At 54.8% G+C, this 21,088-nt stretch carries 18 protein-coding genes and 1 pseudogene; 4 read left to right on the top strand and 15 right to left on the bottom strand.

What is annotated here, in order from left to right; genetic code table 11:
• The first annotated feature begins 178 nt into the window (after window positions 1-178).
• Together ydeE and CMQ96_RS03235 are read left to right on the top strand one after the other, a co-directional pair.
• Entirely contained in the window at window positions 179-1,372 is a 1,194-nt protein-coding gene (gene ydeE / locus CMQ96_RS03240) for an efflux MFS transporter YdeE (RefSeq protein ID WP_024358058.1), read from the top strand.
• Between the two features lie 117 nt (window positions 1,373-1,489).
• Window positions 1,490-1,960, top strand: a complete 471-nt coding sequence (locus tag CMQ96_RS03235; RefSeq protein WP_049103191.1) for a helix-turn-helix domain-containing protein — start codon at window positions 1,490-1,492, stop codon at window positions 1,958-1,960.
• 116 nt (window positions 1,961-2,076) lie between these two features.
• Here CMQ96_RS03235 and urtE read toward each other — a convergent pair whose 3' ends face one another.
• From urtE to CMQ96_RS03200, 7 genes are all read right to left on the bottom strand, one after another.
• On the bottom strand, window positions 2,077-2,775 hold the full coding sequence (gene urtE / locus CMQ96_RS03230) for an urea ABC transporter ATP-binding subunit UrtE (protein ID WP_098065877.1): 699 nt from the start codon (window positions 2,773-2,775) through the stop codon (window positions 2,077-2,079).
• 9 nt (window positions 2,776-2,784) lie between these two features.
• A complete protein-coding gene (urtD, locus tag CMQ96_RS03225) occupies window positions 2,785-3,582 on the bottom strand; it encodes an urea ABC transporter ATP-binding protein UrtD (protein WP_098065875.1) in 798 nt (265 codons plus the stop codon).
• Entirely contained in the window at window positions 3,582-4,655 is a 1,074-nt protein-coding gene (gene urtC / locus CMQ96_RS03220) for an urea ABC transporter permease subunit UrtC (RefSeq protein WP_024358055.1), read from the bottom strand. Before urtC ends, urtD begins: the two co-directional genes overlap by 1 nt.
• Complete coding sequence (gene urtB, locus CMQ96_RS03215; RefSeq protein WP_004136307.1) at window positions 4,655-6,229, bottom strand: urea ABC transporter permease subunit UrtB; 1,575 nt, start codon at window positions 6,227-6,229, stop codon at window positions 4,655-4,657. The genes urtC and urtB overlap by 1 nt, the downstream gene beginning before the upstream one ends.
• 84 nt (window positions 6,230-6,313) lie before the next feature.
• On the bottom strand, window positions 6,314-7,585 hold the full coding sequence (urtA, locus tag CMQ96_RS03210) for an urea ABC transporter substrate-binding protein (RefSeq protein WP_098065873.1): 1,272 nt from the start codon (window positions 7,583-7,585) through the stop codon (window positions 6,314-6,316).
• A 176-nt stretch (window positions 7,586-7,761) separates the two neighbouring features.
• Entirely contained in the window at window positions 7,762-8,865 is a 1,104-nt protein-coding gene (locus tag CMQ96_RS03205) for a cobalamin-independent methionine synthase II family protein (RefSeq protein WP_004136304.1), read from the bottom strand.
• 149 nt (window positions 8,866-9,014) lie between these two features.
• The gene (locus CMQ96_RS03200) at window positions 9,015-9,407 is read right to left on the bottom strand and encodes a rhodanese-like domain-containing protein (RefSeq protein WP_004136302.1); all 393 of its coding nucleotides are present in this window, start codon (window positions 9,405-9,407) and stop codon (window positions 9,015-9,017) included.
• 67 nt (window positions 9,408-9,474) lie between these two features.
• On the opposite strand from CMQ96_RS03200, the gene ftrA reads away from it, so the two are divergent.
• Window positions 9,475-10,482, top strand: coding sequence for a transcriptional regulator FtrA (ftrA, locus tag CMQ96_RS03195; protein ID WP_064342744.1), 1,008 nt, complete (start codon window positions 9,475-9,477; stop codon window positions 10,480-10,482).
• Between the two features lie 196 nt (window positions 10,483-10,678).
• Here the strand turns inward: ftrA and CMQ96_RS28810 are convergent, their stop codons facing one another.
• Complete coding sequence (locus CMQ96_RS28810) at window positions 10,679-10,804, bottom strand: hypothetical protein (RefSeq protein WP_098065871.1); 126 nt, start codon at window positions 10,802-10,804, stop codon at window positions 10,679-10,681.
• Between the two features lie 556 nt (window positions 10,805-11,360).
• Here CMQ96_RS28810 and mgtS point away from each other — a divergent pair.
• Window positions 11,361-11,456, top strand: a complete 96-nt coding sequence (mgtS, locus tag CMQ96_RS03185) for a protein MgtS (protein ID WP_049089018.1) — start codon at window positions 11,361-11,363, stop codon at window positions 11,454-11,456.
• 192 nt (window positions 11,457-11,648) lie between these two features.
• Here the strand turns inward: mgtS and CMQ96_RS03180 are convergent, their stop codons facing one another.
• The 7 genes and pseudogenes from CMQ96_RS03180 to CMQ96_RS03155 all read right to left on the bottom strand — a co-directional run bounded on the left by CMQ96_RS03180 (window position 11,649) and on the right by CMQ96_RS03155 (window position 21,002).
• Complete coding sequence (locus tag CMQ96_RS03180) at window positions 11,649-11,984, bottom strand: hypothetical protein (RefSeq protein WP_098065869.1); 336 nt, start codon at window positions 11,982-11,984, stop codon at window positions 11,649-11,651.
• A 268-nt stretch (window positions 11,985-12,252) separates the two neighbouring features.
• Window positions 12,253-12,558: pseudogene (locus tag CMQ96_RS03175) on the bottom strand (DUF596 domain-containing protein).
• Window positions 12,559-12,875: 317 nt separating this feature from the next.
• Complete coding sequence (locus tag CMQ96_RS03170) at window positions 12,876-13,421, bottom strand: hypothetical protein (RefSeq protein WP_224246457.1); 546 nt, start codon at window positions 13,419-13,421, stop codon at window positions 12,876-12,878.
• Window positions 13,422-13,709: 288 nt separating this feature from the next.
• Window positions 13,710-13,991 (bottom strand): hypothetical protein, encoded by a 282-nt coding sequence (locus tag CMQ96_RS03165; protein WP_064342747.1) that lies wholly within the window; start codon window positions 13,989-13,991, stop codon window positions 13,710-13,712.
• Between the two features lie 11 nt (window positions 13,992-14,002).
• Window positions 14,003-14,224: a hypothetical protein gene (locus CMQ96_RS28270; protein ID WP_141522374.1), complete on the bottom strand. Its 222-nt coding sequence runs from the start codon at window positions 14,222-14,224 to the stop codon at window positions 14,003-14,005.
• On the bottom strand, window positions 14,203-19,272 hold the full coding sequence (locus CMQ96_RS03160; RefSeq protein ID WP_255256975.1) for a DUF637 domain-containing protein: 5,070 nt from the start codon (window positions 19,270-19,272) through the stop codon (window positions 14,203-14,205). The genes CMQ96_RS28270 and CMQ96_RS03160 overlap by 22 nt, the downstream gene beginning before the upstream one ends.
• Window positions 19,273-19,325: 53 nt before the next feature.
• On the bottom strand, window positions 19,326-21,002 hold the full coding sequence (locus CMQ96_RS03155; protein ID WP_098065867.1) for a ShlB/FhaC/HecB family hemolysin secretion/activation protein: 1,677 nt from the start codon (window positions 21,000-21,002) through the stop codon (window positions 19,326-19,328).
• Window positions 21,003-21,088: the final 86 nt, after the last annotated feature.

Raw genomic sequence — 21,088 nt, 5'->3', positions numbered from 1 at the left:
TTATTGGAATTTTTGTGAACAAAATCAAAGTAACGAATAATTCGCCCGCCGCATAGATCATTATTTTCGGTAGGGCGCTGGCGTGCTTTTCATTACCGATGGGAACTATACAAGCCTCGGTTAGCATGCTATTTGTGATCGTGACAACAAAAATAACATCACATCAGGCAAGGAAAAAATGATACCGACACTCAGGCGCTCAACCGCAGCGCTGCTGGCTTCGTCGTTGCTGTTAACCATTGGCCGTGGCGCAACGTTGCCTTTTATGACGATCTACCTCACCCGTCAATATCAGCTGGAGGTGGATAAAATCGGCTATGCGCTGTCGAGCGCGCTGATCGTTGGGGTGCTGTTCAGCATGGGTTTTGGCATTCTCGCCGATAAGTTCGATAAAAAGCGCTATATGACCCTGGCCGTGCTGGCGTTTATTGGCGGTTTTATCGCGATTCCGCTGGTTAACAGCGTCGCGCTGGTGGTCTTTTTCTTCGCGCTGATTAACTGCGCCTACTCCGTATTCTCAACCGTGCTGAAAGCGTGGTTCGCCGACGTACTCTCGCCGGAGAAGAAAGCGCAAATATTTTCCCTCAACTACACCTTCCTCAATATTGGCTGGACCGTCGGGCCGCCGATCGGCACCCTGCTGGTGATGCACAGCATTAACCTGCCGTTCTGGCTGGCCGCCGGCTGCGCCGCCCTACCGCTGGTATTTATTCAGCTGTTTGTTCAGCGCACCAGCGCCGCGGTTGCTCAGGATAACGCGGTCCAGTGGTCGCCGTCGGTGCTGCTGCGCGATCGCGCTCTGCTATGGTTTACCCTCTCCGGCCTGCTGGCCTCTTTTGTCGGCGGTTCGTTCGCCTCCTGTATTTCCCAGTATGTGCTGGTGGTTGCCGATAGCGACTTTGCCGAAAAAGTGGTTGCCGTGGTGCTGCCGGTCAACGCCGCCGTGGTGGTGGCGCTGCAGTATGCCGTCGGCCGTCGCCTGACCGCTCGCAATATTCGCCCGCTGATGACCTTTGGGACGGTCTGTTTTGTGATCGGATTGGGCGGTTTTGTCATTTCCGATAATAGCCTGCTGCTGTGGGGCGTCTCCGCCGCCATTTTTACCCTCGGGGAGGTTATCTACGCGCCGGGTGAATATATGCTGATTGATAACATTGCGCCGCCGGGCATGAAAGCCAGCTACTTTTCCGCCCAGTCGCTGGGCTGGCTGGGAGCGGCCTTTAACCCGATGTTAACCGGGACGATTTTGACTCATTTACCGCACTGGTCGCTGTTTGCGATATTGATGCTGGCTATTATCGCCGCATGGCTGATGATTTTCCGTGGGATGAACGTTCGTCCGTGGAACGGCAACGCGGTCGCCAGCGCCTGAGGTCAGGCGCCGTGCGGCTGTCAGGTTGCTGTCGCGTCCCTGTCGGGTTCCGATCGTGGTGCCCGACAGCCCGCTCGATAATACTCCATCTCAGGTTTTCACCCGGAGATAGAAACAATGAACAACAGCAATCAGGTTAAACAATTACGTTTGCAGCGCGCCTGGTCACAGGAGCAGCTTGCCGAACTGGCCGGCCTGAGCGTGCGCACCATTCAGCGCATCGAGAACGGCGACCGCCCCGGCCTTGAGACGCTCAGCGCGCTTGCGGCGGTGTTTGAAGTCAACGTCGCCGAGATTAGCGGCGAGTCGCCGGAGGGTCATGAGGAGTCGCTGGATTTGCGCATTGAGGAAGCTAAAGCCCGCGTCGAACGCGAGAGCCGTTTTTTCCGTTCTCTGACGGTAGCCGTAGTCGTGTGCGTTCTGCTGGCGCTGCTGAACTGGCTGACCGACGCAGACAGCTACTGGTCCGCATGGGTGGCCATCATCTGGGGGACGCTGCTGGCGGTTAAAGGGTTGCGCCTGTTTGTTTTTGGCGAATGGATCAACAGCTGGCGTCAGGCGCGTCTGCAGCGGCTGCTGCGCAAATAGCCCTCTGCGCGTTTTTTCCCGGGGGCGGCGCTTAACGCGCCTTGCCCGGGCTACAGGACCGCAGACTGCTGGGGACCCGTAGCCCGGATAAGGCGCCAGCCGCCATCCGGGAAGGGTTAAATGGTGACCATCCCGCGGACCTCTTCGGCTTCCATATCGCCGCCGTTGCCCTGTTGAATAATCGCGCCGCGCGACATCACCAGATAGCGATCCGCTAAACCAGCGGCGAAATCATAGAACTGCTCCACCAGCAGAATCGCCATATCCCCGCGGTTCGCCAGCTGGCGAATAACCTCGCCAATCTCCTTAATCACCGACGGCTGAATACCCTCCGTCGGTTCATCAAGAATCAACAGCTGCGGACGGCTGGCCAGCGCCCGGCCAATCGCCAGCTGCTGCTGCTGGCCGCCGGAGAGGTCGCCCCCGCGCCGCTGCTTCATGGTTTTGAGCACCGGAAACAGCTGATAAATCTCTTCCGGCACCGCGCGCGCGTCGCGGGCGGGAAAGCGGGACAGCCCCATCAGCAGATTCTCCTCGACCGTCAGGCGCGGAAAAATCTCCCGCCCCTGGGGCACGTAGGCGATTCCTGACTGTACCCGCTGGTGCGGTTTACGGTGGGTGATATTCTTCTCCTGCCACAGCACCTCCCCGCTGCGCGCCGGGATCAGCCCCATCAGACACTTCAGCAAAGTGGTTTTCCCCACCCCGTTGCGCCCGAGCAGACAGGTGATCTCGCCCTGGCGGGCGGCAAAATCCACTCCGCGCAGAATGTGGCTGCCGCCATAGTATTGGTGTAGTTGATTAACCTGTAGCATCCGCGCTCCTTAGCGTCCGAGATAAACTTCAATCACCTGTTCGTTGGCCTGCACTTCCCGCAGCGATCCTTCCGCCAGCACCTGCCCCTGATGCAGCACCGTCACCCGGTCGGCGATAGTCTCGACAAAGCCCATATCATGCTCAACCACCATCAGCGAATGCTGCCCGGCCAGGGTGCGGAACAGCTCGGCGGTATATTCTGTCTCCGTATCGGTCATCCCGGCGGCGGGTTCGTCCAGCAGCAGCAGATGCGGCTCCTGCACCAGCAGCATGCCGATTTCAAGGAACTGCTTTTGCCCGTGCGACAACAAGCCCGCCGGTCGATAGCGTTCGCCCTCCAGCCGCAGCAGGCGCAGGGTTTCGCTGATTCGGTCAGCCTGCTCGCTGTTCAGACGCGCCCGCAGGCTGGCCCACACCGACTTATCGCCTTTCATTGCCAGTTCGAGATTCTCTGCCACCGTCAGCGCCTCAAAAACCGTCGGTTTCTGAAACTTGCGCCCGATGCCCTGGCGTGCGATCGCGATGGGATCGAGGGTCGTTAAGTCCACCGACTGATCGTAAAGCGCCCTGCCGCTCTGCGGCCGGGTTTTACCGGTGATTACGTCCATCAGAGTAGTTTTCCCGGCGCCGTTCGGCCCGATCACGCAGCGTAGCTCGCCGACGCCAATCTGCAGCGACAGGTTGGTCAGCGCCTGAAAACCGTCAAAGTTGACGTTAATCTCTTCCAGCTGCAGCACCGGATCGGTCTGCTCGCGAAAACGGTCCGTCGGAAGCTGGCGGGTGAAGAGCTCCTCATCCGGTTGCATCAGCGATCTCCTCTACGCAGCAGGCCAATGACCCCACGCGGTAAAAATAGCGTCACGATAATAAAAATCAGCCCGAGAAAGAGCTGCCAGTACTCCGGCATCGCCACGGTAAAGTAGCTTTTCGCGCCGTTGACCAGACCTGCGCCGAGCACCGGACCGATTAAGGTTCCGCGCCCGCCGAGCGCCACCCAGATCGCCGCTTCAATAGAGTTAGTTGGCGACATTTCGCTGGGGTTGATGATCCCGACCTGCGGCACGTACAGCGCCCCCGCCAGGCCGCACAGTACGGCTGAAAGCGTCCATACCAGCAGCTTAAAGCCGCGCGGATCGTAACCGCAGAACATCAGGCGGTTTTCCGCATCCCGCACCGCCGTCAGCACGCGGCCAAATTTACTCTGCGCCAGCAGATAGCCAATCCACAGGGTGAGCAGCAGCAGCAACACCGTCGCCATAAACAGCGTCGCCCGGGTGCTGATGGCGGTGACGGAGAAACCGAGCAGCGTGGTAAAGCCGGTAAAACCGTTGTTCCCGCCAAAGCCGGTTTCGTTACGGAAAAACAGCAGCATCCCGGCGTAGGTCAGCGCCTGGGTCATGATCGAAAAATAGACGCCTTTGATTTTTGAGCGAAAGGCAAACCAGCCGAACACCAGGGCCAGCAGACCGGGCACCAGCACCACCAGCAGCATGGCCCAGGCGAAATGCTGGGTGCCCCACCAGAACCACGGCAGTTCGCTCCACGATAAAAACGACATAAAGGCCGGTAATCCGTCGCCCGCCGCCTGGCGCATCAGGTACATGCCCATGGCGTAGCCGCCGAGGGCAAAAAAGATCCCGTGGCCGAGCGAGAGCATCCCGGCATAGCCCCAGACCAAATCCAGCGCCACGGCGACAATGGCGTAGCAGAGGATCTTGCCGGTCAGCGTCAGCAGCCAGGTGGAGACCGCCAGCGGATGCGTGGCCGGCAGCAGCGCCAGAAACGGCATACTCAACAGCCCCAGCAGCAGCACGACGCCGAGCCAGCGTAGCGGGCGCGGCGCTTTACGCGCCAGCGTTAAGGTAATAGGTTGGCTCATCAGTCAATAACCCTCCCTTTGAGGGCGAACAGTCCCTGGGGACGTTTCTGGATAAACAGGATAATCAAGACCAGGATCAGGATTTTGCCCAGCACTGCCCCCATCTGCGGTTCAAGGATTTTGTTAAAGATGCCAAGACCGAACGCCGCCGCCACGCTGCCGGCCAGCTGCCCAACGCCGCCGAGCACCACCACGAGGAAGGAGTCGATAATATAGCCCTGGCCCAGCTCCGGCCCGACGTTGCCGAGCTGCGACAGCGCGACGCCGCCCAGCCCGGCAATCCCCGAGCCGAGGCCAAACGCCAGCATATCGACGCGCCCGGTCGGCACGCCGCAGCAGGCCGCCATCGCGCGGTTTTGCGTCACCGCCCGCACGTTCATCCCCAGCCGGGTCTTGTTCAGCGTCAGCCAGGTGAAGAGCAGCACCAGTAGCACAAAGGCCAGCACCGCCAGACGGTTCCACGGCAGGATGAGATTCGGCAGAACCTGCACGCCGCCGGAGAGCCACGCCGGATTGGCGACTTCAACGTTCTGCGCGCCGAACAGCATTCGCACCAGTTGGATGAGCATCAGGCTGATGCCCCACGTGGCGAGTAGCGTCTCCAGCGGGCGCCCGTAGAGATGGCGGATCACGGTGCGTTCCAGCGCCATACCAATACCGCCGGTGATCAGGAATGCCACCGGCAGCGCAATCAGCGGATAGAAGGCCAGCCACTGCGGAGCCAGCTGGGCCAGCGCCTGCTGCACCAGCCAGCAGCTGTAGGCGCCAATCATCAGCATCTCACCGTGGGCCATATTGATCACCCCCAGCAGACCGTAGGTGATGGCCAGGCCGAGCGCGGCGAGCAGCAGGACCGAGCCGAGGGACAGGCCCATAAAAGCCTGGCCGAGAAGATCGCCCAGCAGCAGGCGATGCTGGATTTTGCTCAGGCTCTCTTGGGCCGCCGCGCGAATCGCCGGGTCTGGCTCATGTTGCGCATCGGTATACGGCGTCAACAGCGCCTGGGTTTCCGGGTCGCCGGAGTGGCCGAGCAGCGCGATGGCCGCCAGCCTCTGCGCGGGCTGCGGGCTGGCAAGCTGTAAACGGGCCAGCGCAATTTCCAGCTGCGATTTCACCGCGCCGTCGCTTTCCGCCGTCAGACGCTGCTGAAGCAGACCCGCCATCTCGGGCGTCGCTTCGCGCTGTAGGGTTTTCACCGCCGCCGCCCTTTCTGTGACGTTGTCACTTACCAGTAAATGCGTCGCCAGCGCGCCTGCCGCCAGGTTACGCAGGCGGTTGGTCAGGCGTACCGGTTTTGTCGCCCCCTCGGGCGCCGCAACCGCGCCCAGCGCCAGCAGCGTTTCCCCCTGCTTGCTGAACGCATGACCGCCGCTGTCCGATTGTAATGTTTCGCTCTTCAGCGCCCGCAGCAGCGGTAAACGCGAGGCTTCGGGCGCGGCGGCCCACCGTTCAAGCAGCTGAGCCTGCTGGCTGCGATTGGCCGCCACAAAATCGTCGGCGTCCGCTGCCTGCGCCCGCCACGGTAGCAATACCATGAGCAGCGCGAAGTAACACATGAGGCGCAATGCGTTCATGGTCGTTCTCCTTTTCGGGGAAATCCGGGCTTTGGGCCCGGAGGACTGAGTCAATCACCCCGGCGCAGCGCCGGGGTCTGGCGCTTAGTTGCTGGCGGTTTTCACCGGGTGATCCGGCTTTTTGTCATTACCGGCAATCCACGGGCTCCACGGCTGGGCGCGTACCGGTTCTTCGGTCTGCCAGACCACGTTAAACTGGCCGTTGCTTTCGATTTCGCCGATCATCACCGGTTTATGCAGATGGTGGTTGGTGGCATCCATGGTCAGGGTAAAGCCTGACGGCGCCTTAAAGGTTTGCCCGGCCATCGCTTCGCGCACTTTGTCCACATCGGTGGTGCCCGCTTTGGTCACCGCCTGCGCCCACATGTGCAGGCCAACCCACGTCGCTTCCATCGGATCATTGGTTACGACGGTATCGGCGTTCGGCAGCTTGTGGGCTTTGGCGTACGCGCGATAATCGGCGACAAACTGTTTGTTGGTTGGGTTATCAACGGATTCAAAGTAGTTCCACGCCGCGAGGTTGCCCACCAGCGGTTTGGTATCAATGCCGCGTAGCTCCTCCTCGCCCACGGAAAAAGCCACCACCGGCACGTCTGTCGCTTTCAGGCCCTGGTTGGCCAGCTCTTTATAGAACGGGACGTTGGAATCGCCGTTGATGGTAGAAACCACCGCCGTTTTGCCGCCGGCGGAAAATTTCTTGATGTTGGCGACGATAGTCTGATAGTCGCTGTAGCCGAACGGGGTATAGACTTCTTCGATATCTTTATCCTGAATCCCTTTGGCATGCAGGAAAGCGCGGAGAATTTTGTTGGTGGTGCGCGGATAGACGTAGTCGGTACCCAGCAGGAAGAAGCGTTTCGCCCCGCCGCCGTCTTCGCTCAGCAGGTATTCCACCGCCGGAATTGCCTGCTGGTTTGGCGCCGCGCCGGTGTAGAACACGTTCGGCGACATCTCTTCGCCTTCGTACTGTACCGGGTAGAAGAGCAGACCGTTCAGCTCTTCAAACACCGGCAGAACCGATTTACGCGATACGGAGGTCCAGCAGCCGAACACCGCCGCCACCTTATCCTGGGTCAGCAGCTGCCGTGCTTTTTCGGCGAACAGCGGCCAGTTTGACGCCGGGTCCACCACGACAGGTTCCAGTTTTTTACCCAGCACGCCGCCTTTGGCGTTGATGTCGTCGATAGCCATCAGGGCAACATCTTTCAGCGGGGTTTCAGAAATCGCCATCGTCCCGGAAAGCGAGTGCATAATGCCGACTTTAATGGTGTCGGCGGCATAAACCTGCAGGGAGAAGCCCATGCTGATAACAGAGGCGGAGAGAGCAAAAGCTTTTAATAATGTACGATGCTGCATGTGTGTCACTCCTGAATAGCGCAAAGACAAAAAATGAATTAACGACTAACCGGAAGTGATAAGGCAAAAACAATGCCAGGTTGCGAAATAGCCTGAAAGCGCGGCGGAATATGGGGGAAATAAAAGGGAGTGCGCCGCGTTGCCTTAAAATAGTGCAACGCTGCGCTATGAAGAGATTACCAGACCTGTGCGGCGATGCCGGTAACCAGGCGGACTTTGTCCCACTGCTGGGCTTCCGTCAGGGAATTCCCCTCTTCGGTGGAGGCAAAGCCGCACTGCGGGCTGAGGCAGATCTGCGCCAGCGGGACGTACTGCGCCGCTTCCCGCAGGCGAGCCTTCACGCCTTCCGGGTTTTCCAGCTCGCCGTTTTTAGTGGTGATCAGCCCCAGCACCACCTGCTGATGGCCGGGACGAATATAGCGCAGCGGCGCGAAGTCGCCGGAGCGGTCGTTATCATATTCGAGGAAAAACGCGTCGATGTTAACGCCGCCGAACAGCACTTCGGCTACCGGCTCGTAGCCGCCCTCGGAGATCCAGGTCGAGCGGAAGTTACCGCGACACACGTGCAGGCCAACGGTCAGATCCTCCGGCTTCCCTTCCAGTGCCTTATTCAGGACGCGGGCATAAATGCGCGCCAGTTCATCCGGATCTTCGCCGCGATCGCGAACCTGCTGACGCTGTTCATCAGAGCACAGGTAGGCCCAGACGGTGTCATCGAGCTGTAAATAGCGGCAGCCCGCATCGTAGAAGGCGCGAATGGCGTCGCGCCAGGTGGTCGCCAGGTCATCGAAATAGTCGGCGAGGTCCGGATATACCGTCGCGTCGATATCTTTGCGCCCGCCGCGGAAGTGAAGCACGCTCGGGCTGGGAATGGTCATTTTCGGCTGCGCGCTGCCGCTGACGCTCTTCAGATAGCGAAAATCTTCCAGCATCGGGTGATCGCCGAAGGCCAGTTTACCGGTGACGCGAACCCCGTGCGCTTTGGTCTGTACCCCGTTGAACTGGATACCTTTTTCTGAATCGTAGCGCTCAACGCCCTGTAAACCGTCAAAGAAATCAAAGTGCCACCACGCGCGGCGAAACTCACCGTCGGTCACCACGTGCAGCCCGCACTCGCACTGCTGCTGCACCAGATGGCGAATCGCCTCATTTTCTATCTGCCGCAGCTGCTGCGCGTCAATAGCGCCTGCGGCCAGCTGCTGGCGGGCCTGTTTGATGGCGTCCGGACGTAAAAAGCTGCCGACGATATCTGCGCGGAACGGGGCCTGATGACGTTGCATGGTGTCTCCTTAGCGGCGGGCAAGGTTAGTTGCCCACCGTGATAGTTCATTATTTGAATTTTTAGACTTCTGGATGGCTATATGTCCAGATACTGGCATGCTGAGGATTCATCGGCAAACGACAATATTTCATGGCACATGAAATAAATTCATTTTGCGAAGGGCAAGCCTTCATCTTCCCAGCCGGTCAGGCCACCGAGCATCATTTTGACCGGACGCCCCAGTAGCGCCAGCTTCATGGCGGCGACGTCCGCCCCGTTGCAGTGCGGCCCGGCGCAGTAGACCACAAACAGCGTCTCCTGAGGCCATTGCGCCATTCTGGCTTCATCAATCTGCCGGTGCGGTAAATGCAGAGCACCCGGGAGGTGGCGACGGGCAAAGGTTTCCTCACTGCCGACGACATGTAGCAGAACAAAATCCACATCTCCTTCGCGCATCGCGCTGTAGACATCGGCGCAGTCGGTCTCGAGGCTTAGCTTATGACGAAACCAGGCGGCAGCGTCGGTAGAACTGGCGGGGGCAATCGCGGTTACAACACTCATGGCATCTTCTCCTTGTCTGTGATACCACTACTTTAATTAACCGCCTGCGCGACATCTGCCGAGAACCATGACTGAAAACGCTGAAATCATGACAATTCCATCCGTGACGTTGTCACATCATCGGGTTGTTGCTCTGGCCTACGATGGCCTGTGTACCTTTGAATTTGGCGTCGCCGTCGAGATCTTTGGCCTGCCGCGCCCTGAGATGGGTGAGCGCTGGTATCGTTTTGCCGTGGCCGCCGTCGACGAAGGCGAGCTGCGGGCGACCGGCGGGATTCGGCTGATGACCGACGGCGGCATGGCGCTGTTAGGCGAAGCGGACACCATCGTGGTGCCGGGCTGGCGCGGTATCGACTCCCCCGTGCCGCCGCGGCTGTGCGAAGCGCTGGTCGCCGCCCATGCGCGAGGCTGCCGGATCATTTCTATCTGCTCCGGGGTTTTCGTTCTGGCCGCCGCCGGGTTGCTGAACGGCCGCCAGGCGACCACCCACTGGCGCTATACCGACCAGCTGCGGGCGCGGTTTCCGCAGATTGAAGTGGTCGATGACGTGCTGTACGTCGGCGCAGAAGGCGTAATGACCTCGGCAGGCAGCGCCGCGGGTATCGATTTATGTTTGCACCTGGTGCGCGAGGACTTTGGCCTCGACGCGGCGAATCTTGTCGCCCGACGCCTGGTGGTTTCCCCCCATCGCGACGGCGGGCAGGCGCAGCAGATTGTTCGCCCGGTGGCTAAAGCGCGGGAGAGTCTGCGGCTGGGGCAATTATTTGATTTTCTACATCAGAATCTCGCCGCTAGCCACACCGTGGCATCTCTGGCGGCAAGAGCCGGCATGGGCCCCAGGACGTTTTTGCGCCGTTTCGAAGACGCCACCGGCAAAACCCCTGCCCGCTGGCTGCTTGACGAGCGCCTGCAGCGCGCCACGCAGCATTTAACCCACAGCCGGCTGAGCGTTGAACAGATTGCCGAGCTTTGCGGTTTTTCTAACGCCAGCACCCTGCGCCACCACTTTCGCCAGCAGTTTGATCTTAGCCCGTTGCAGTATCGAAAAAGGGAGCAAACTGACCGGACAGACTAGTGCCAACGCGTTGATGTAGACCAAAAGCTTTAAACCGCTTATTAATTCCACCATTAGGCTGAATGTCGCCGCAGATGTGGTGTTCCTTTACAGCGCTTAAATTAGCCTACGGAAAGGGTCGTTGTAATAGAAATAAACCGCCCGGGTGAACTGACCCCATAATATTGGGCGGTTTTTATGAATTGCCAGATGGTAATTATTTAATCTCATCCGGGTCTTCAGGATCTACCGGATCGTTTACGTCCGGACTTTCAGGTAAATCTTCGTCAGGTAAAGGGTCTGTACCCGGGAGCGGTTCAGTAATATCAGGACGTTCTACCATAATGCCTCCTTAAACAACTTATGTAAGAATTATTTACTTTTGTTCGGTTTCTGGCTGCCTTTATCATCTTTAGGCATTTTTTGAGGCTGTTTAGGCTGATCTTTCTCTGAATTTACAGTTGAAGATTTCATGGGCAACTCCATTAGGATATGCAGCGTTGTGCTACTCGTTAACTATAGAGCATAATTATTTTTAATTGCGGCCTTACTCAATAAATCATTGTTCAACACCGTAATTTTTAATATCAGCATTGATATCGTTAAAGATTATTTATAAAGTATTTTTTTACCGCTTATGCTTGTTAATTATTAATTTACAGCTGTTCGGTGTGGTTTCGCCAACGCCACAACCTGCGCCAGCAGTATGCGCTTAGCCCATCGCAGTAGCTAAAAAGTGTGCAGCCTGACGGAAATTCGGCTTTTTCGCCTGTAAAATAGTCACTTCCGGCAATTTGTTAAGCATTTGTTTAGATTGCGCAGGTTAAGATATATTCAACAACCGTAAACCTGTTGAATGAGGACAACTTAGCGCATAGCAAAACTAATGGAGGTTAATCATGCTGGGAAATATGCATGTATTTATGGCGGTTCTGGGAACCATCGTGTTCTTTGGATTTCTTGCCGCGTATTTAAGCCACAAATGGGATGACTGATGAACGACGATAATCCTCACCCGTAAACGCCCCCTGCTGCCGATGCTCCAGGGGGCGTTCCTTTTTTGGCTAGCGTCGTTATTTCTCTACGAAACTCATATCCGTCGTTTTCCTGTAGACCCTGACTCAAGACGATCTTTCCATCAGCGCTGGGTACTAACTTAATTGTTATCATTACGGTATATATGAATCCTATTTTATTTCTGACCCATCCCACTCAAGTTTATGCCGCATTTCTTCCGGAACAAGAGAGAAGAGCATTGAAAGTCGTTGCAACTGCTCGTTATATAGTACGCTCTTTTTCACATCACGCATTTCATAGTAGTTCTTCGCTCCCCAATTTAAAAAATCAATGTCCATATCATTAAAATACTCATTCTTAAGTAAAAAAGAAAACTTATGAATAAGCCGAGTCTCATAATACATTGATTTATATAAACATTTTAATAACCCACTCTTGGTTGCAACACGATTTATTTGTTGTATAGAACTCTGGTAAATCTCAAGGTATACGTCTTTTTTTTCCATACTTCCTATGCCTTCATACTTGAATTACACGCTAATTGCTTCACCCCTGAGAGCCTAAACAATCTTTTGCATTAAACACTTCAAACGTCTAACAGCAAGGGCCATCCCATTCAAGCAACCCTTTCATTTCTTCGGGAACCATAGAAAATAACAAAGAAATTCTTTTCACCTGAGAAGGATAAAGAATACTCTTATTTTTGTCACAGTTTTCATAATACCATCTAGCCCGGGAATTTAAAAAACTTGGTAGTAGGTTAAAATATCTTTACTAAGTCCAATCCTGATAGCCGTTTTCATGAATCCAGAAAATTCCAGCCGGACAGTTTTCACTTAAAAACTAAAACCCCTCAAATGCATCACAATTCATATCATCCTCAGTTTTAGGAAATGCCCTTTCAAAAACCTCGATCTGCTTGTCGATGCTTCCAGGGAGAAACTTCCCGTGGCGAGCAAGTTTGATCTCACCATCTTCCAATAAACGCCAAATGAACCAGATATAAAGCGATTTTTCTTCTTGATAGGTTAGCTTACAGGCGCCATCAACACTATCTGGGTCAATATTTTTCCATAACATAGTCGTAGAAGCCCCTCGCAGTAACTCTTTCCGATCCTGGTATTGTTCTTCGGTTAAATATGTCACTGTACCTCTCCCCTATCTAAATTCCACTTCAAATCTATTCAATGATGTCTTAGAGACAGATTCAGTATTCTCAATGATTTCAATTGTCCATCTTGCTCCAGTTATCTCTGAGGAAGTTGAAAAATTCCGAATGTTGATTGTCTGATTATCGTTTATCTTTGCATACATCAGCCTCCCTTCAGAAAGAACGCTCTCTTTAAATGGTATTCCACCAGTTAAAGATGTAGCAAAACTAATAATTTCATCCTCAGTCAATTTTTCTGAAGCAAAAACTTTAGTCCTACCCCTTGTGTCACTCCCTCCGGGGCCAAAACTTGCTGTAAAGATTTCCCAAAAACATTTAATTCAGCGTTTGGGTTTTGTTTATTAAAAACACCTACTAATTTGGCGGTGTTATCTCTTTGCAGGCTTTTGACATAATCTGCCGTTTTCGTAGAAAGATTAGCCCCGGAGGCTGTTTCTCCTTTGATAAAGCTGGCAACAGGCTGGGTATTGAACCTTTTTGGTTGATTAAACTCATCGAAAACGTTCACCAGCTGTCGACCCAGCGTCTTCATACTGTCTTCGGTTTTACCCAGAATAAATGTGCTGCCAGCCGTTATAGCGCCTGTACCAATGATGGCCTCTGGTGCCACAATGTCTGCCGCATAAATACCCGCCTGATTCAGACAAAGCGCGGGGTTGGTTTTACACCCGGCAATCGCCAGTCGTGCGGCCAGAACCAATTCTGGCGCAGCTCCCACCAGAGTCACACCTCCCACAGCGAGTAACAGACCACCACCACCTATGGTTGCCACTATCGAGGCTGCTTCCCGCCTGGCCTGAACACGCTTCGCCGCCGCCGTATCTCCTTTGCTTGCTGCCAGAATATCCCGCTGATTATCCAGGGCATACTGATCTTACCCACGTAATGTGGACACAGCCCTAAGCGAGATTCTGGTTTTCAAACTGTTCCGGGCTGAGACCGCCGCATCTCACGCGTTAGCTGCTTCTCCTCCTCCCCGTAAGGGAAAAACCTAGTTCTAATCAAAAAACATGGTCAGAAAAACTTTGAAATATTTCCAGTTCCCTGACCAGTTTTAAACTCACCTATTATTCAAGATGTTAATTAACTTTGCTATTGCATCGTGTTTTTCTTCATCTGGATCTAGCAACAAGTTAAAAACTTGGTCATCCAACTCCAAGTCATAGATATCCATCCCCACCCATCCCTGCGACCAAAAATCAATCGCTCCAACTTTATTTTTTCCTTTAAATTCAACCCGTTCCAGTTTTCCAAAATCTCCTTCGGGGAAGGTAGAATATGTAAACTCATATCCTTCCAAATGTGGCTCTATATTTTCTTTAAAATATTCCACTCTCATCATAAAATGATTACCTATTTTTTGTCCAAAATCACAATATTCTTAACATCGGGTGACTGAGTGCCCCCTTGCTTGTTCAGCAATAATTGCTGTGAAGCATTTGCATCTGGCCCAATTAGTTTGAACCAACCATCTTTTCCACCTTTTAATAAGCTGCTCGTAGGAACGTCAAACTCAACATAAATCGATCCAGGAGATGCAGCCCTCTTATAATCTAAAACGCCATTGGTAGACACAAAAGTTTGCCCTCCCCCCCTTGAACAACTTTTCCTGTAAGTTGCATTTTATTAAACTCAGCAGGCGACATCCATCTCCCCACACGAGAGAATGTTGCTTCTTTAACATTTTTTGTAGCATCATTTAATGAAGATATGGTTTTAGCCGATAAGCTAAAACCAGCAATTTCTTTATTAACAATTTCAGTAACAGGCTGAACATTGAATGCCATGTTTTTTATAGCATCCTCAGCTGTATTTGTAGCTTGTTGAGCTAGTTTTTTCGTACTGTCAATGGTTTTTCCCACAACCAGTGTGGTACCGGCAACGATTGGTCCTGTTCCTATTATTGCTTCGGGCGCGATAATGTCGACAGCATAGATACCCGCCTGATTTACGCATAGTGCTGGGTTAGTTTTACATCCTGCAATAATCAGACGAGCGGCTAAAACTATTTCGGGCGCAGCCCCCAGGATTGTTAATCCTCCGGCGGTGACAGCCAAGCCACCGCCAGCAGTAACAGCAACCATAGTGGCAGCCTCCAGCCGGGCCTGAACACGCTTCACCGCCGCCGTATCTCCTTTACTGGCTGCCAGAATATCCCGCTGATTATCCAGGGCATACTGCTGCAACATATGTTCCGTCATGTTGTAGCGAAATACGTTCTGAGCACTATCCGCACCGCTGTATACACCTTCTGGTGTGTGCGTAATCAGCGCACCAGTCAACGCGCCAATCACGCGTGCCGTCTGCTCTTTTGCCTCGTTACCATTTAAGGCTTCCTGCAACCGCAGTAACTGACGTTCCCGTTCATTCAGATTAGCCGGCTCAAACAAAGAACTTTGCATGATAACCCCGGCCAGCTCCGCCGCTAACGCTCCGGCAGCGGCCCCTTTCCCGTCACCACGACCAATTTCAGCGCTGATACCCGCGACCACCGCATGACTCAGCGACTTGCCCGGTATACCCAGAACCTCGCCGTTATCGCCAATCAGCCCGGCCCCTTCGGCATTAATCTGGTTGCCAATATTCGCCAGCAGGGCATTAGTCAGGTTATCCTTAAAACTGCCGCCATTGATGGCGGTGTTCAGGCTTGAGCTGATAACCGACTGGCCGGCCACGCGCTGGACGATTTTTCCCCATCCCTCGTTTTTGACCAGCGCCGGTAACCGGGCCTTGTCGGGCGGAACATCAATATTCATGACCTTATCAAAGCCCGCCAGCGCGCCCCCGATAACCATAGAGGTGGCCAGCGATTTGACCGAACTGCTGCTTCCCAGCGCCGACAGCGTTTTTGACAGATTTCCCTGATTTTCCACCAGTGCCACGGCGGCCTGTGCAGCCAGCGAAGACATCCCGGCTGTAACCGCGCCAGTCGTTACTGCGCCACCACCCACGGTGGAAGTTACTGAAGATGCAACTGTCGCCGCCAGTGAACTGCCTGCGGTGGCCGCAGCTGCTGCGATAGCGATTACTGCCGCCACTGCCGGATTCAGGCTCTGACTTTTATAATTCCAGCTGTCGTAAGCATCCTTAACCGTATTCCACTGAACATCGCTGCGTGAATTCAGTCCCTTCAGCCACTCTGTACCGGGTAACGCCGCCAGAGCAGTAATCGCGCCCTGCAAAGCCTGACCATTTTTCGCTTTGATATCGGCACTGATACCGCTGGCCGCGTTGACCGTCAATTTTCCGCCAGCATGAACAGACGGAAGCACCCATTTTCCTTCGCTGTAGCCTTTATTTGCCTGTTTGATATAGAAGCCTTTCGAGGTGCTGACAGTCTGCTCGAAAGTGGTGTTTTTCACGGCCAGGAAACTGACTTTTCCACTGGTACTGGTCAGCGTGGCGTTCTTTTTTGCCTCGATTTTACTGGCTTCATAGGTACTGTCATCGCGGCTCAGCAGGCTGAGATTGCCTCCCGCAATAAACTCCGTCACCCGGTTAGTGGTGGTGTGTTTCGTTTGTTTGACGGTGGTTTTCTTACCCCACCACTTTCTCTTCGTGGTTTGACGTTCGTAATGACTGGACTCTTCCATCGCCTGGGCATAGAGCCAGCCACCTTTTGCTGCAACATCCATCGCCCCTTTTGCCAGTAAACGCGATGCCTGAAAAAGAATGCTGCCACCCGAGATAACCGTCAGTGCTCCACCTGAATTCAGCGTGACGCCTGTCTGGCTAACGCTTTCCGTCCAGCTGTTCCCTGACTCGCGATACATCGTCCCCCGGGCGGACTGAAACTGCATATTCCCGCCGGATGTCAGCGTTATGTTACCGTCAGAGGTCAGCGTACTGCCGTCAGCCTGGATACCCCCGTTTGCCGCCAGAGTCAGGCTTTTCGCACCGTGCAGGCGGGTCAGTACGTTGAGTTCATCCCTGTTATTGTCATTACTACTGTCCGTTACGCCATATCCGTATGCGCCCAGCCAGAGAAGTTTCCCTGCCTGCAGCGTCGCGGTTTTCCCGGCGACAATATGAGCGCCCTGCACGCCGATATCTGCCGCTGAGCTGATGAGCAGATTACTTCCTGCTTTCAGGTTGCTGCGTAATTCAGGTATCCGGCTGTCCGGAAAAAACTCACTGTAGAGGTCACTCAGGCTCCGCATGTTCAGGTCAGTATTGGCAGCCGATGAGAGGCTGATATTCCCGCCGGCTTCGAGCCCTGCGCCATACAAAGACAGACGCCGGCCGCTCAGGGTGATATCACCCGAAGCACGCAGCGGCTCTCCGGGCAACATCCGGTTAAACAGTTCCTGCTTGCGGGCGTAGGTCAGGACTGTGCCAGGTCGCCCGTGCCACAGCATGGCGTCATTTTTATCAAACGTGATATCCCCGTTCGCAACCAGAGAAATATTCTGGCTCAGAACAGGAAAACGTGTGTTCCTGAGCAGAATATTGCCACCTGCGGTGAGTGATAAATCACGTGAAGCCTCCAGGTTTCCCAGCCAGCGTAGCCCGTCAGAATGAAAAAAGTTGGGCCACTCGCTGGTATGAGAGGTGACGTCACCGCCGCGACTGACCAGGGTAATGTTCTGTCCTTTGAGCTCACTCTGCCAGGATTCAACACTTACGCCCGCCAGAACCGAGATATCTTTTCCGGCCGTCATCAGCGCCAGCGCCATTTTTGTGCCACGGTCTGACTGTAAGGTAATATCCCCTGAGGCCTTCATCACATCGGTGGTAACAATGCTTCCGGCGCGCAGCAGGATATTTTTTGCCGTCATCGTGTCCGGCCGGGCCATCACATCCGAATATTGAACATTCGTGACGTAGGGCTCTTTACTCTCAATACGTACAGAAAAATCCGCCACCAGGTTCCCACCAGCAGAGAGTATTGCGGGCGAGATCGTCGGATTTTTCCAGCTATTGATCTCGCCTGTTTTCTGGAACGTATAAGTTTTATTTTGTTTCCCGGCAATAGTTAACTGACTTTCAGGAACCGCAGGTGACGCAGTATTAGATGGACGATACGCCGTATTATAGGAGGACCAGGTATCCCTGGTACCGGTGATTCCACTGATATGATTAAACGTTTTTCCAGTGAGAATCAGATCTTGATTTGCTTTTATAAGACTTTCGTTATTAGTCAGATGAGTGGTATTGAGATAAGCATTTCTGCCAGCCTGAATGGAGGCTGCGGACGATGTAGCGGTTCGCCGATATTCTTTTCTGGCGGTATTGACCAGGTTCGACTGGTTAAAATTAGCAGTACCAAACCATTTGCCGCCTAATGTCGCATCCCAGTAAATCACATCAGCCAGGGTAATGTTTCCTGAAGCATGCCTGATAGCACTGATAGTACGGTATTGTGGAAGATTAACAAATGCTGTTGAATTGGGACTGATATCTTTCCATTCGTAAGTCAGTACATCACGAATGTTATTTAGCGTTTCTGAACGTATTATCAGGTCGCCCGTATTGGTCTGAATGCGAGCCGACCGATTCTCCACAAGTGTGGCTTTGTTACCCTGGGCATCCTTCTGTACCCACAGATTTTTATGGCTGTGTAATGACGCACCGTTACCCGTGTTGCGCACCGTTGACGCAAATACCCGCATATCCCCGTGGGCAGTGGTGCTGCTCCGGTTATCCACTGTGGTCGCCGCCAGCGTCATATCACGTTCAGCGCGCACGCTGAACCCGGCTGGCGTGACGATATCCCGCCCGCTGACGTTCAGGTCAGTCTGCGCCTTAACGTTACTGAGGGTGATTTTTCCGGCCGTCGTCAGGGAAATATCCCGCTGAGTTGAGGTCACATTGCTCAGGTTGACGCCGACCCCGGCTTCAGTGGCGACCAGGCGGATTTTACCGGCATACATGCCGCCAAGCGCCTTTGTATCGACAGCAAGCTGAGGCTTTGCACCCTCACCAGCAATGGGTTTTACCGTGCCGTCCTTAAAGCTGACCCGGTTCGCTCCCTGAGTCAAGGTGAGGGTTTTCGCGTTAATTTTGCCGTTCAGTTCAGTGGCCCGGCTGATGACATCAACATATTCAGCGCCGGCCCCATCCAGGCCGTTACCGCCGATAATCACCGCACCTTTTTTGACTTCAAGGGCATCGAGCGCCCCTTGTTTATCAAACTGCGGTTTGCCCGTCGTCAGAGTGACTGACGGGGTATTGATGAAACCACATCCGTCACAGGTGATGCCATTCGGGTTGGCAATCATCACGCCGGCTTTATTGCCGAAGACTTCCAGCCTGCCTTTCAGTTCAGAACGGTTGCCGCTGGTCACCTCGTTAATAATCAGTTCGGCCGGTTTACCTTTGAGTCTGGCATTGCCGTTGTCGATGGTGACGCCAAGCTGTGTTTTCCCGCCCTGCGTGGCGTTATTCAGCACCGCGCCCGGCGTTCCCACGTTAAAATCCTGGTAGGTGTTGTGCGATATACCGGCCGCGTTGGGCGTGGCGATATTCACCACCGGGACATTACCGGGTTTCATCGCGACCTGAGTGTTGCCATTCGCGGCAGTGATACCCGTGGCAATGGCGGGATGCAGAGGCTGAACGGCGGTGAGGTATATCAGCAGCCAGCTGGCCCCACGGGCCAGCGGATGTGCGAGTTTATCCATGTCAGAACATCCTGTATTAAGGAGCCGTCATAGCCCCTGCTGTGTGCCGGCAGTTAAAGTGAAACGGTGGCCTGCCAGTAAACCACGTGTTTATCCGGAGTGAGTCTGTCGGGGTACGACAGCGGCACCCCCAGCGTCAGGGACTGGCTGAACCAGCGGCCAGCCAGCTCCAGTCCGACGGAAGCCCCTGTCAGCGTTCCGCCGTCGGTTATCCCTTCCTGGCGCATGACATGCCCGGTATCCAGTGCACCCGTTGCTGAGAATGCCCCCACGCCCGGCACCGTCATCCATTGCCATGTCAGTTCATTGCGCCAGTAGCTGCCGCGGTTACCGCTGAGATACTGCTCTTTAAACCCCCTGACCGAATACTGCCCTCCGACGGACAGTTGCTCACTGGCATAAAGTCTGTCAGGCGTGGTCTGCCCCCAGGCTGAGGTCAGCCAGTACACAGAGGATGTCATGGGGTAAAACCAGCTTGCGCTAACGCTGAAGCGCCGGAATTCGCTGCGGGGCAGGCCGGGATGCGCCGGGTCATCCCGTGTCGCGCCGGCGAACGGGACGCCGTGAGAAAGGGACGGACCCAGCGTGAGATAGCCTCCACCGATACTCCGGCTGTAGCTCAGTCCGGCAGTCACGCTGCTGAGCGTCGGGCTGCTGACGTCAAGACGTACGCCGCCCAGCCGGTTTTCGGTTTTCCGGCGGGATAAGGCGACATCCAGCGCCAGACGTTGCTTACCGTCACGCAGTAGCGTCCGGCTGGCGGCCAGCCGCTGTGACTGCACGGTGCCTTCATAGCGCCAGCGCTGCGGGGCTCCACTAACAGAAAGCGTCTGATAAAAATCGGACCACGCATATTGCGCGCTGAACAACCAGTACCCGTAAGGAACCGAAACGCCGGCCTGAATATTACGGCTGCGTCTGTCATGGTGAAACTCACTGTCCCTGCCTGCGGCCAGCGTCCACTGGTCCGCCAGGCTCAGCGGATTGTCTGCTGTCAGACGGGCATTCAGCTGTCCGCTGCCGGTACTTTTCTGCCCGCTGTTATCTGCGCCCACATCAAGACTGACGGGAAAACGCTGGCTGACCGGTACCAGCACTATCCGGGAAAACCCTTCCCGGCTCCCCGGCAGAATATCCACGGTCAGTGGACGTGAGTTCAGACGGTTAAGCTGCTCCAGACCTTGTTCAGTATCCCGGAGATTGAGTACCCGGCCCTCCGTCCGGGGAAAAGCCATCCTGATGGCATTTTCCTCATGCCCCTCAAGTGTGACGGTTTCCACCTTCCCTTCTGTGACGGCAATGACCAGCGTTCCTCCGGAAATATCCTGTTCCGGTAGCCAGGCGCGTGAAGTGATGAATCCCCGGGAAAGGTAGTCCTGGGTGACATCCCGCACCCGCTCCCGGATATCCGGGAGCGTCATACAGCCCTGTTCCGGGATGGTCGTCAGTTTTCGCACGGCAGAGCGCGGGAGCACTGTGACGTTCTCCAGCCGGATATACCGGAGCTGAAAACACTGACCGTCTGGTTCTGAAGGGGGGGCTTCCGGGAGAGAGGGCGCGGATGTGGAATGGCGGAGCATATCGCGCTGCTGTTGCGTCTGTTCCAGCAATGCCTTTTGTTGTTGCTCAATGGCATTCTGGTCCGCAGGACTCAGGGGCGCTGCCGGGAGGGCTGTTGCAGTGAGGCTGCCCAGCAGAATCCCATACCTGGGAAATGACACACACGACATCAAAAACTCCGTTTTCTGAAATGTTGTGAAATCAAATGTAATGATTTGTAATCTGATGTCCATTTGATTTTCACATTTATTCGATA

Source organism: Klebsiella sp. MBT K-1 (assembly GCF_002556465.1).
Lineage (GTDB): Bacteria > Pseudomonadota > Gammaproteobacteria > Enterobacterales > Enterobacteriaceae > Klebsiella > Klebsiella grimontii.
Note: the sequence above shows the minus strand (reverse complement) of the source record. Positions and strands in the feature narration are given on the sequence as shown.